This is a genomic window from Amycolatopsis sp. CA-230715 (assembly GCF_018736145.1).
Lineage (GTDB): Bacteria > Actinomycetota > Actinomycetes > Mycobacteriales > Pseudonocardiaceae > Amycolatopsis.
On the sequence record NZ_CP059997.1, the window covers coordinates 5,472,759 to 5,485,137 of the forward strand.

Sequence of the window (12,379 nt, forward strand, 5' to 3'; positions counted from 1 at the left end):
CGAGCACAACCGAACCACCTCCGCTATGCCACGCAACTCACAAGCACTCTCCCAACACCGCCGACCACGCCGCTCGGCAAGAAAGGAAACGGTAGACGAAACACTCTGAAACACATCATCAATACCCACAAGACAATTCTACCGCCCATCCCAAAGAACGACCTCACCCAAAAGAGGTACACTGACATTAACAGTCAGTATGCACTTTGGTGGCAACCAACAAGCCAACGCAACACGACAACATCCCCAGCCACCCACACCAAGCCCCGCCCACACAACGCAACCACCACAAAAACCGAAGCGTCCCAACCACAGCCACAACCGCAGCCCCACGAACGAAAGCCGACCACGATGCCCGTTCCGCGGGGAACTGGCGCTGGTGACCAACGACGCGACCCGCACCGAGGAGCGCCAGTTCCCCGCGGCGCGCCGAAGGCGTGCCGTAAAATCGCACCGTGCCCCGAAAACCCGGCATCATCCGCATACTGGGCCCAACCAAGATCGACGAGACCCCTGTAGGCGGCCCAGGCCTACGAGCCCTACTCGCCCGCCTAGCGCTGAACCCCGGACGAACGATCCCCGCCACCACCCTCATAGACGACCTCTACGGCAACACCCCACCCGAAGGCGCCCCCGACGCCATCAGATCCCAAGTCTCACGGCTGCGAAAAAACATCGCAGTCGAGTTCACCTCCACCGGATACCGACTAGCCATCGACGAAACCCAAGTAGACGCAACCAAGTTCGAAAACCTACTAGCACAAGCCAAAACCACGAACAACGAGGCGCTACTGGACGAAGCCCTAGCCCTCTGGCAAGGCCCAGCACTAGCCGACATCACCGCCCCGTTCGCCGCCCCCGTCGCGACCCGCCTGACCGAACTAAAACTCACCGCCACGGAAGACAAAGCCGAAGCCTCACTAGCGCGAGGCGCGCCCGACATCACGACCCTGCGCGAACTGGTCGACCACCACCCACTCCGCGAACGAGCCGCAGCCCTCCTCATGAGAGCGCTGGCAGCCCAAGGACGGCAAGCCGAAGCACTCACCATCTTCGACCGAACCAAACGAGCACTGGCCACTGAACTAGGCATCGACCCCTCCGAAGACCTGGCCGCCGCCCACCTGGAAGTGCTCAGAGGAAACAAGCGTCGAACCCGGCTACCAGAGCCGATCAGCAGTTTGGTCGGCAGAACAACAGAACTGACGAAACTCACCGAGCTGCTTCGCGCAGCGAGACTGGTCACCGTGACCGGCCCCGGCGGAGTCGGCAAGACCCGCCTCGCGATCGAAGCCGCACGATCGCTCCCCGGCCGCGTCTGGTTCGTCGAACTGGCCCCGACCACCGATATCCGGCAAGCAATCGCTGGAACACTGGGAATCCGTGACATGCGACGTCTGGACGCGGCATTGTCCGAACCGGACACCACGCTGGTACTGGACAACTGCGAGCACGTCATCGAAGAATCCGCAGCGATCGCGGAACACCTTCTCACCACGTGCCCGGACCTCCGAATTCTGACCACGAGCCGAGAACCCCTCGACATCACCGGCGAGCGCATCTGTCCACTCGCAACACTCGACGACGACGCGTCCACGAGGCTGTTCCGCGAACGATCAATCCCCGGGACCGACCTCGACCCGGTTCTCCTGCACCAGGTCTGCACCGCACTGGACGGACTGCCGCTGGCGATCGAACTCGCCGCCGCCCGAACCAGAACCCTGCCGCTCGACGAACTGGCCACCCGGCTCGACGACCGGTTCACCGTGCTCGCCAAGGGAGCGCGCACCGCGGAGCCGCGCCACCGATCCCTGCACGACGTCGTGGCATGGAGCTGGGAACTGCTGTCGGACGCCGAGCGGACTGTCGCGTGTGGACTGTCCGTGTTCGCCGGTGGAGCGACACCCCGAGCCGTCGAAGCGGTGTGCGGCGACCCGGCGGAACTTGTCGACAAATCACTGGTGGAACTCGTCGGCGGGCGGTACCGGATGCTCGAAACCATCCGAGCCTTCTGCGTGGACCACCAGACCGACCCGGAACCGGTGCGACGTCGACACGCGGAGTACTTCCTCGAATTCGCCCTGGGCAAGGATTCCGACCTGCGAGGCCACGCGCAGGCGGACGCGCTCGCCGCGTTCCGCGCCGAGCACGCCAACCTGGTAGCGGCACTGACTTGGGCCGTGGACACGGATCCCGTGCTCGCGCTCGACCTGGTCGCCGCACTGTCCTGGTACTGGTGGCTGGGCGGCATCCGAGGCGAAGCCGTCCCGTTCGCCGTCGACCTGCTGGCGAAGTTCGCGGACGGGCCGCCGCGCGACCGCGTCGAGGAGTACCTGCTGTGCGTGCTCGCCGCCGGTGAGCGCGCGGGAGTGCATCGCGAGCGCGGTGCGGAATTGCTGGGCGAACCCGGTCTGCGGCTGCGCCGCGTCTACATCCTGTTCCTCTGGTCGCTTTCGACGGCCCCGGTCGCCGTCGGTGCCACGCCGTCGCTCCCCACGGATCCGTGGTCGGTCGCTTTCGGACAGATGGGGGATGGGCTGATCCATCTGTTCACCGGCGACCCGCGCGCGGCCGAAGCCGATTTCGGCCGCGCGGTGGACGGGTTCCGCGCGGTCGGGGACCGGTGGGCGGTCGCGAACGCGCTCGACCACCTGGCCGTTTTCGCGCGGTGGCGCGGTGAATACGACCGCGAACTCGCCATCCTCGACGAGGCCGTCGAATCGATGGCCCGGTTCGGTTCGGCCGAGGACGCGGCCGAACTGCGCTGCCGCCACGCCGCCGCGCTCGCACGGGTCGGTGACCGCGACGGAGCGCGCGCGGAACTCGAGGTCGCCGCCGTGCAGGCCGGGCGGATCGGCGTCCAGCGAGCGCTCGCGCACTGCGGCCTCGGCGACCTGGCCCGGCTCGACGGTGACCTGGTCGCTGCCACGAGCTGGTACGAGCGGGCGCTGGCGGAATCCGACGAGCCGTCGGTGGCGGCAGAGGCGACGCGATCGGCCGCTTTCGTCGGACTCGGCCGCATCGCCTTGGCCGAGCATGACACCGAAAGGGCCAGGTCGTGCCACGAGCAAGCGCTTGCGGTCGCACTGCGGCGCGGGAATCGGCCGGTGGCAGCCGCCGCGATCGAAGCGCTCGCCGAAGTCGAGCAGGACGCCGCGCGCTCCGCGATGTTGCTCGGCACCGCGACGGCGGTGCGCGGCACGCGGTGGATCGGGAACGCCGACCTGGACCGGCTCGCCGGCCGGGTCCGCGCCGAACTCGGCTCCGCACGGTTCGCCGCGCTGGTCACGGCCGCCGCCGCGCGGTCAGGGGAGGAGGCGCTGACGGCCGCCGTCAGCGATCGGTTCGTGCTCGGTTCGCCGACGCGGCCATCGTCGCCGCTATGACCACACCACAGCGAACCGTGCTCATCTCCGGCGCAGGCATCGCCGGGCCCGCACTCGCCTACTGGCTCGCCGAGTACGGCTTCTCCACGACCGTCGTCGAGACCGCGCCCGCACCGAGGCCGGGCGGGTACAAGGTGGACATCCGCGGCAAGGCCATGGAAGTCGTCGCCAGAATGGGGCTGGAATCCGCGGTGCGCGCGCTCAGCACCGACATGCGGGGCGGCTCCGTAGTGGACGCCGCGGGACGGCCGGTGGCCACAATGGACGGTGCCACCATCGGTTTCCGCGCCGAAGGAGACGACGAAGTGCTGCGTGGCGATCTCGCTCGCCTGCTCCACGACACCACAAAGGACCGCGTCGAGTACCTGTTCGGCGACACGATCACCGCGCTCGAAGACCGCGACGACGGCGTGCGAGTGACCTTCGACCATGCCGCGGACCGCAGGTTCGACCTGGTGATCGGTGCCGACGGGCAGCATTCGCGCGTCCGCGCGCTCCGCTTCGGCGACGAGCGGCAGTTCACCAGGGACCTCGGGCACTGCGTTTCGGTGTTCGGGGTGCCGAACCATCTCGGCCTCGACCGGTGGGAGCTGGTGCACCACGCCCCCGGCCGCATGGTGAACGTGTACAGCACCGCTGCCGACGACGAAGCGAAGGCCGCGTTCTACTTCGCGTCCCCGCCGCGGTTCGACCATGGCGACACGGCGGCGCAGCGCCGGATCGTCGCCGAGGTGTTCGACGGTATGGGCTGGGAGGTGCCGCGGCTGCTGGCGTCCCTTCCGGACACGGCCGACTTCTACTTCGACGCGCTCGCCGTGATCGAAATGCCGAGCTGGTCGCGCGGACGGGTCGCGCTGGTCGGCGACGCCGCGTACGGCGCGTCCCCCGCGGCGGGCCAGGGCACCAGCTTGGCGCTCGTCGGTGCGTACGTGCTCGCGGGAGAACTGGCCACGGCCGGGCACGCCACCGCGTTCGGCGCCTACGCGGCGCGGATGCGGGATTTCGTGGTGCGCAACCAGAAACTGGCCGCCAACGTCAAGCGCATGGTGCCGCGTTCGCGGACGCAGATCCGGGTGCAGACGGCCATGATGCGGATCGGGCCGCGCCTGCCGGGGACGAGCTTCGTGATGAGGAAGGTGGTCGAGCAGATCAGCTCGACCGCGAACGCGATCGAGCTGCCCGACTACCGCGCCGCTACGCGAACAGCTTCTGCACGAAGGAAATGATGCTTTCCGCCGCGGAGCGCAGCCACTCGATGATGTTGTTGACGAGACCGGCCGACTGGCCGGGGTGGACGATGACGAAGAACAAGATCAAGACCACGGCCAGGATCCCGATGACCTTCCCCATGACCCCTCCCTTCCCAGTCGTCCCGACCTTACCGCGATTCGGGTGCCTGAACACACACCGCGAGCAATCTTGCCGGTATTGCCCAGTTCTGGTCGCCCTATGTGTCCTTAAGACTGCGCTGAGCTAACACTGGGATCTCGTCCGCAGTACGCGACGAGCCGGTCACTCGGCGACGCGCCGGTGGACACCGCCACCGGCAGCCCGAACCGGTGTGGACGGTCTACATCGGACACGAAGAGTGGCGCGAGGTCGAGCAGCTCCCCGGCGAGCGCGTCCGGTACCGGCCGGGGCGCCGCGCAGCTCCACGCGATGTCCCAGCCGTGCACGGCGATCTCGAGCGCGCCCGCGCAGGTCACGACGCCCGCGGTGAGCGAATGGTCCTCAATGGACACCGTGCCGCGTCCAGGATCCGCCCAGGCGCCGATCAGCAGTCTCGCCCGGTCGCGGACCGCGGCCACCGGGTCGTCACCGGCGCCGGTCGGCGCGGTCATCGGGACGTGCCCGGTTTCGGCCGCTTCGTGCAGCGCGGTGAGGGAATCCGCGAGGTGCGCCAGCAGCGCGCGCAGATCCCACTGACGGCACGGCGTTCGTTCGCGCAGCGCGGCCGGGTCGGCCAGCGCGAGCGAACCGAGGACGTAGGTGACGGCGCGTTCCAGCAGCGCGACACCGTCCATCACGGCGGGTTCGCGGCGCATCAGTTCGCGGGCTCGCGGTCGGCGGGAAGGCTCTCCGGAAGGGCGAACTTCGAGAACAGCGCGACGTCGAGGAACGTGCCGACATGGCTGATTCCGACCGCGGTGATGGTGAAGACCTGCAGGTTGAACGCGTGGAAGTCGCCGTCGGGGCCGCGGAGGTAGATGGCGACGCCCGGCTGGCCGTTGGCCTCGATCGGCAGCAGCCGGAGATCGCCTGCCTCGCCGGGACAGTGCAGCGAGAGGTGCCGCCCGACGGCTTCGGGCCCCAGATACCAGTTGCCGAACGGCGGCATCTCCCACACCACGTCGGCGGTGCACAGCTCGACGATCGCGGCGACGTCCTTGCGTTCCATCGCCGCCGAATACCGGTCGAGCAGCGCGCGCTGCTCGGCGTCGGTCGGCTCGGTCACGCTGTCTTCGGACGGGCGGACCTGCGCCAGCCGCACCCGGGCGCGCTGCAGGATGCTGTTCACCGCCGCCGTGCTGGTGCCGACCGCGTCGGCGACCTCGGCCGCGCGCCACTGGAGTACGTCGCGCAGGACGAGCACCGCGCGCTGGCGCGGCGGCAGGTGCTGCAGGGCGGCGACGAGCGCGAGGCGCAGGGATTCCCGGGACCCGACGACCGACGCGGGATCGGTCATCCGGTCGGGGATCGGTTCGAGCCAAGGGATTTCGCCCTGTTCGATCAGCTCGTCACCGGGGTCAGAGCTGCCGCCGAGCCCGGTCGGCATCGGGCGGCGCGACCGCCCTTCGAGCGCGGTCAGGCAAGCGCTCGTCGCGATCCGGTACAGCCAGGTGCGCAGCGAAGACCGGCCCTCGAAGCGGTCGTAACCGCGCCAGGCGCGGAGGTAGGTCTCCTGCACGAGGTCCTCGGCGTCGTGGACCGAACCGAGCATCCGGTAGCAGTGCGCCATCAGTTCGCGGCGGTACGGGTCCGCCTTGTCGAGGAAATCGCCGTCCACCGGGCTGAGCATAGGTCGCATACCGGTACTGACCGGGCGGAGCGGCGAAAGTCATCGGTGCGCGCCGAAATAACGCGAACGGCCTAATCCTCGCCGTGAATGTCGAGTTGGGCCATGCCGCTACGACGTAACTGTGATGGTGGCGCCCGCCGCCGGGGACGGAGCGTGGTGGCGATGGAGGAACGTGACCGGGTGCGGACGCTCTTCGCGTGCTGCCATCCGTCACTCGGCCGCGAGGCGAGGGTGGCGCTCACCCTGCGGCTCGCGTGCGGGGTGGAGATCGCCGACATCGCACGGGTGTTCCTGGTGCCGGAGCAGGTCATGGCCGCACGGCTCGCCGACGCCACGCGGGCGAAGGAGCGCCTGCCGGACCGGATGCCGTTCGGCGCGGAGCTGCCGGAGCGGCTCGACGCGGTGCTCGACGTCGTCCACCTGCTCTACACGACCGGGCACACCGCCACCGAGGGTGACGTGCTGGTGCGCGGCGATGTCGTGGCGCTCGCCGTCGAGCTGGCCGAGGCGCTGCACGAGCTGATGCCGGACGAGGTCGAGGTCCGTGGCCTGCTGGCGCTGCTGCTGGTCACCGACGCCAGGCGCGCGGCGAGGACGGACGGCGAGGGCAGGCTGGTGACGCTGGAGGACCAGGACCGCGCCACGTGGGACCGCGCCGCGATCGACGAGGGACGGCGGCTGGTCGCCGGCGCGCTGCGGGCGGGACGTCCCGGCCGGTTCACCCTGCAGGCGGCGATCGCCACCGTGCACGCGAGCGCGCCGAGCTTCGCGCGCACCGACTGGTCGCAGATCGTGGTGCTGTACGACGAACTGCTCGAAGCGTGGCCCTCCCCGGTTGTGGCGCTCAACCGGGCGATCGCGCTCGGCATGGCCGACGGCCCGGCCGCCGCGCTGGCGGAGCTGGACGCGCTCGACCGGGACGGCGCACTGGCCGGGTACCGCTACCTGCCCGCCGCGCGGGCTGACATGCTGCGCAGGCTCGGCCGCCACGCCGAAGCCGCGGCGGCGTACCGGGATGCGTTGGCGCTGCAGGGAAACGGGCCGGAACGGGAGTTCCTGCTCGGTAGGCTCGCCGAGGTGGTGGCGCGCGCTTGACAGCTGTGCCAGAATTTTTGGTGATGTGCTGGAGCATCCCGGCACGGGTCGGAGCCGAGAGGCGCTGCGACGGACCTCGGTCCGCCACGCTCGGCTCGCCGCGACCTCCCGTTTCAAGGGCGCCTCCTTTTTCCGAAGGAGGCAGTTTTCGTGAAGCACCAAACCATCAACGGCGTCGAGTTCGCGGTGGCGGATCTCGCACTGGCCGAGGCGGGCCGCACCCAGATCCGCCTCGCCGAGCACGAGATGCCCGGCCTGATGGCGACGCGCCGCGAATACGCGGCGGCGCAACCGTTGAAGGGCGCGAGGATCGCGGGTTCGCTGCACATGACCGTGCAGACCGCGGTGCTCATCGAAACACTGGTCGCACTCGGCGCGCAGGTGCGCTGGGTGTCGTGCAACATCTTCTCCACCCAGGACGAGGCCGCGGCCGCCGTGGTGGTCGGGCCGGACGGCACGCCGGAGAGTCCACAAGGGACATCCGTGTTCGCCTGGAAGGGCGAAACTCTCGAAGAGTACTGGTGGTGCACCGATCGGCTCTTCGAATTCCCCGACGGGCCGCCGACCTCCATTCTCGACGACGGCGGCGACGCGACGCTGCTCGTCCACAAGGGAGTGGAGTTCGAGAAGACGGGCGCGGTACCGAGCCCCAGCGAAGAAGACCCGGAGGACTACCAGCTCCTCCTCCGCACGCTCGCGGAGAGCCTGCGCAATGACAGCAAGCGGTTCACCAAGGTCGCCGCGGAAATCCGTGGTGTCACGGAAGAAACGACGGCCGGTGTCAACCGCCTGTACCGGTTCGCGCGCGACGGCGAGCTGCTCTTCCCAGCGATCAACGTCAACGACTCGGTGACGAAGTCCAAGTTCGACAACAAGTACGGCATCCGGCACTCCCTTGTGGACGGTCTGAACCGGGCGACGGACGTGATGCTCGGCGGCAAGATCGCCGTGGTGTGCGGTTACGGCGACGTCGGCAAGGGCGCCGCGGAATCGTTGCGCGGCCAGGGCGCCCGCGTGGTGGTCACCGAGGTGGATCCGATCTGCGCGCTGCAGGCCGCGATGGACGGGCTCGAAGTGCTGCGCCTGGAAGATGTCGTCGAGCGCGGCGACATCTTCGTCACCACCACCGGGAACTGCGACATCATCATGGCCGCGGACATGGTGAAGATGAAGCACAACGCCGTCGTCGCGAACGTGGGCCACTTCGACAACGAGATCGACATGGCCGGGCTGGCGAAGGTCCCGGGGGTGCGGAAGAAGGAGATCAAGCCGCAGGTCCACGAGTGGACTTTCCCCGACGGGCACGCGATCCTCGTGCTGTCCGAGGGCAGGCTGATGAACCTCGGCAACGCGACCGGGCACCCGAGCTTCGTGATGTCGAACTCGTTCACCAACCAGACGATCGCGCAGATCGAGGTCTTCACCAAGCCGGGCAGCTACGGCAAGGACGTCTACACCCTGCCGAAGCACCTTGACGAGAAGGTCGCGCGCCTGCACCTCGACGCGCTCGGCGTGCGGCTCACCGAGCTGACCAAGAAGCAGGCCGAATACATCGGCGTCGACGTCCACGGTCCGTACAAACTGGACCACTACCGCTACTGAGTTCCCGTGAAGAAATGCCGTGAGGGCAACTCGGTGCCCTCACGGCATTTCTTCGTCGTCAAGCCGCGTTCACGGCGGCCAGCGGATCCGCCGAAGCGGCGCGCTGCGCTGGCCACAGTGCGGCGATCAGCGCGGCGACGACCACCCCGAGCAGCGCGATCCCGATGACGTCGAACGGGATGACGGCCGCGCCGAGCGGTTGCCCGAACATCGCGCGCTGCAGCACCGTGCCGACGGCGGCGCCGGAGAGCACGCCGAGCAGCGCGCCGAACACCGAAATCACCGCGCTTTCCGCCAGTATCGTGGCGCGCACCAGCCGCCGCCGGGCCCCGATCGCCCGCAGCACCCCGATTTCCCTGGTGCGCTCCATGACCGAAAGCGCCAGCGTGGTGGTGACGCCGAGCACCGCGATCACGATCGCCACGGCCACCATCGCGTACAGCATGCTGAACCCGATTGCCTGCGTTTCCACGTTCTGCGCGACCACGCCGTCGCGATCGGTCACCCCCACGTCCGGCCGGTGCCCGAAGGCGCTTTCGATGGCGCGTTTCGCCGCCGCCGGATCGTGGCCCGTCGCGTAGATCGTGGTGAGGTGATCGCGGACGGCGGGTGGTGCGAGCGAGACGTCGTAGTAGAGGCTCGCGGAGAACTCCGTCGCCGCGTACACGCCGGTTACCACTGTCGAGATCGGCGGAGCGGGTTCGATGGTCAGCGTCAACGGGTCGCCCAGCTTCACGCCGAGCATGTCCGCCTCGTTCTGCGAGATCACCACGCCGCGCCGGACGTCGGCCGATCCCGCGGTGATCTTCGGCGTGAGCACTGTGCCGAGCGCTTCCGGTTCGATCGCCGCGCTCTTGCGCCGGGTTTCCCCACCGGGGTAGCGGACGACGGCGAGGCTGTCCCTGCTGCCCGCGGCGAAGTCCACGCCAGGTAACCGTTTCACACTGTCCAAATCGGACGGGACAAGCGCGGAATCACCGCCCGCGGCTGGTTGCAGCACGGTGGTCGAGACCGGCACGTTCGCCTTGGTCGTCGAGCCGATCAGACCCGCGAGCGACGCGCTGATGGTGCCGAACGCGCCGATCAGCGCGAGCCCGACAGTGATCGCGGTGGCCGTGCTCGCGGTGCGGCGCGGGTCGCGGCCCGCGCCGCGCACCCCGATGCGCGCGCTCGGCCCGCCGAACCTGCCGACCACCGCCCGCACCGGCGCGAGCACCGGGACGACCAGCGCGGGCGCCACCAGCACCACGCCGATCACGCCGACGACGGCGCCGCACAGCCCGATGATCCTGGTCGTGTTGTCCGCGCCGGGGTCCCCGGTCAGGACCACCGTGCCCACCGACGCCACGATCAGCCCGGCACCGGTCAGCGTGCGGTCGCGCAACACCCGTCCCGGTACCACCGGATCGGTTCGGAGCGCGGCCACCGGCGGGACAGCCGCGGCCCGCCGCGCCGCGCCGCCCGCCGCGAGCACCGTCACCACGATCGCCGCCGCGTAGCCGATCAGGATCGCCAGCGGCGTGACCGTGTACGCCGTGTCCTCGTCCGGTCGCATCGCCGAGAGCACCAGCGGCCCGAGTCCGATCCCGAGCGCGACGCCGAGCGTGCCGCCCGCGAGCCCCAGCACCGCCGCCTCGGTGAGGACCGACCGCCGCAACTGACCGCGGCGTGCGCCGACGGCTCGGAGCAATGCGAACTGGCGCAACCGTTGTGCACCGAGGACGGTGAACGTGTTGGAGATGACGAACATGCCGACGAGCAGCGCGATCGCGGCGAACGGCAGGAGCATTTCGCGCAGGTCCGACGCATTGCCCTCGACTTCGTCCTTCGCCGCCGAGGACAATTCGGTACCCGGCGCGACGGCCGCGCGCGGCATGGCGCCGCGTGCCGCAGCCACGATCGCGGCGGGATCGGCGTTCGTGGTCAGCTCCACGCGTTCGTACCCGGGGAACAGCCCGGCCGCGGTCGCACCGTCGAACGCGACGGCGGGCACCGGGTCGGTGATCGTCCCCGACGCGGGCCCCACCGGCCGGTAGTCGTAGACGCCGACCACCGCCAGCGTGACCTGCTCCCCGTTCAGCACCACGCGCGCGGTGCCCCCGGCGGAGAGCCCGGCTTTCTTCGCGGCTTTGGTTTCGAGCGCGATTTCTCCGTTGTGCGCCGGGGCTTTCCCGCTGACGAGCGAAAACCGCCCAGTGCCGTCGAACCCGGTGCCCGCCTTGTCGGGCGCGGTCACCAGCTTGCCGTCGGCGCCGATCAACCCGGCTCGTCCCGCGCGCACCCCGGTCGCCGCCGTCACCCCGGGCAACGCGCCGAGCCCGGCACGCGCCTGCTCATAAATGGGGGCATCCCCGTTTGCGACGACGACGCCGACGTCGGATCTGGTGGGCCGTTCGGAAAGCGTGGCGGCTACGGAATCGGACACGACCATGCTGGCCACCGTCGCCGCGACCCCCAGCGCGATGGCCAGCAACGTGAGCACCGCTCGTCCTTTGTGGATCGCTAAGTCCCGGAGAAGTGCTTTCAGCATCAGAGGACCGCCCTTTCGGTGACCCGGCCGTCGGCGAGCCGGACGATCTCGTCGGTGTACTCGGCGACGCCGGGATCGTGGGTGACCATCACGACGGTCTGGCCGAGTTCGGTGACGCTGTCGCGGAGGAAACCCAGCAGCTGCGCGGACATTTCGGAGTCGAGCGCGCCGGTCGGCTCGTCGGCGAAGACCACGTCGGGGCTCGTCACCAGCGCGCGTGCGCAGGCGACGCGCTGCTGCTGGCCGCCGGAAAGCTGGTTCGGCCGGTGGTCGAGCCTGCCTTCGATGCCGAGCGTGACGACGAGCCGGTCGAGCAACTCGCGGTCGGGACGTCGCCCCGCGAGGTCGAGGGGGAGCGTGATGTTCTCCAGCGCGGTGAGCGTCGGCAGCAGGTTGAACGACTGGAAGACGAACCCGACGCGCTCGCGGCGCAGATCGGTGAGGTCGTTGTCGCGCAGCCCGGACAGCGGGGTGCCGCCGAGCAGGACCTCGCCGGAGGTGGGGCGGTCGAGCCCGGCCGCGCAGTGCATGAAGGTCGACTTCCCCGAGCCGGACGGCCCCATGATCGCGGTGAACCTGCCGCGCGGCACGGCGAGGTCGACGTGGTCGAGCGCGATCACCTCGGCGTCCCCCGCGCCGTAGATCTTGGTCAGGCCGGTGGCCTCGATGGCGTACTTTTCGGTCATGGCGGTCAGCGTGGCCGTGCCACCGGCCCCGCCACGTCCGGCGAACCGGAACTCGTGTTGT

9 protein-coding genes and 1 riboswitch are annotated in these 12,379 nt (G+C 69.4%); of the genes, 4 read left to right on the forward strand and 5 right to left on the reverse strand.

The genetic code is table 11. From position 1 onward, the window contains the following. Window positions 1-455 precede the first annotated feature (455 nt). The gene (locus HUW46_RS26460) at window positions 456-3,386 is read left to right on the forward strand and encodes an ATP-binding protein (protein ID WP_254124933.1); all 2,931 of its coding nucleotides are present in this window, start codon (window positions 456-458) and stop codon (window positions 3,384-3,386) included. Next, window positions 3,383-4,612 carry an FAD-dependent monooxygenase gene (locus HUW46_RS26465; protein WP_215541507.1) on the forward strand — a complete coding sequence of 410 codons (1,230 nt, stop codon included), beginning with the start codon at window positions 3,383-3,385 and terminating at the stop codon, window positions 4,610-4,612. Before HUW46_RS26460 ends, HUW46_RS26465 begins: the two co-directional genes overlap by 4 nt. Here the strand turns inward: HUW46_RS26465 and HUW46_RS26470 are convergent. From HUW46_RS26470 to HUW46_RS26480, 3 genes are all read right to left on the reverse strand, one after another. Then, window positions 4,581-4,736, reverse strand: coding sequence for a hypothetical protein (locus HUW46_RS26470; protein ID WP_215541508.1), 156 nt, complete (start codon window positions 4,734-4,736; stop codon window positions 4,581-4,583). The genes HUW46_RS26465 and HUW46_RS26470 overlap by 32 nt on opposite strands. Window positions 4,737-4,843: 107 nt before the next feature. After that, window positions 4,844-5,431: a TIGR03086 family metal-binding protein gene (locus tag HUW46_RS26475; RefSeq protein ID WP_215541509.1), complete on the reverse strand. Its 588-nt coding sequence runs from the start codon at window positions 5,429-5,431 to the stop codon at window positions 4,844-4,846. After that, window positions 5,431-6,405: a sigma-70 family RNA polymerase sigma factor gene (locus HUW46_RS26480; protein ID WP_305861163.1), complete on the reverse strand. Its 975-nt coding sequence runs from the start codon at window positions 6,403-6,405 to the stop codon at window positions 5,431-5,433. The genes HUW46_RS26475 and HUW46_RS26480 overlap by 1 nt, the downstream gene beginning before the upstream one ends. A 162-nt stretch (window positions 6,406-6,567) precedes the next feature. Between HUW46_RS26480 and HUW46_RS26485 the strand changes: the two genes are divergently transcribed. After that, window positions 6,568-7,500 (forward strand): RNA polymerase sigma factor, encoded by a 933-nt coding sequence (locus HUW46_RS26485; protein WP_215541511.1) that lies wholly within the window; start codon window positions 6,568-6,570, stop codon window positions 7,498-7,500. Window positions 7,501-7,550: 50 nt separating this feature from the next. Further along, window positions 7,551-7,632: riboswitch (S-adenosyl-L-homocysteine riboswitch) on the forward strand. Window positions 7,633-7,650: 18 nt separating this feature from the next. Continuing rightward, a complete protein-coding gene (gene ahcY, locus HUW46_RS26490; RefSeq protein WP_215541512.1) occupies window positions 7,651-9,102 on the forward strand; it encodes an adenosylhomocysteinase in 1,452 nt (483 codons plus the stop codon). Window positions 9,103-9,160: 58 nt separating this feature from the next. Here ahcY and HUW46_RS26495 read toward each other — a convergent pair whose 3' ends face one another. Together HUW46_RS26495 and HUW46_RS26500 are read right to left on the reverse strand one after the other, a co-directional pair. Further along, window positions 9,161-11,584, reverse strand: coding sequence for an ABC transporter permease (locus HUW46_RS26495; RefSeq protein WP_215541513.1), 2,424 nt, complete (start codon window positions 11,582-11,584; stop codon window positions 9,161-9,163). A 47-nt stretch (window positions 11,585-11,631) separates the two neighbouring features. Then, on the reverse strand, window positions 11,632-12,318 hold the full coding sequence (locus tag HUW46_RS26500; RefSeq protein WP_215541514.1) for an ABC transporter ATP-binding protein: 687 nt from the start codon (window positions 12,316-12,318) through the stop codon (window positions 11,632-11,634). Between the last annotated feature and the right edge of the window lie 61 nt (window positions 12,319-12,379).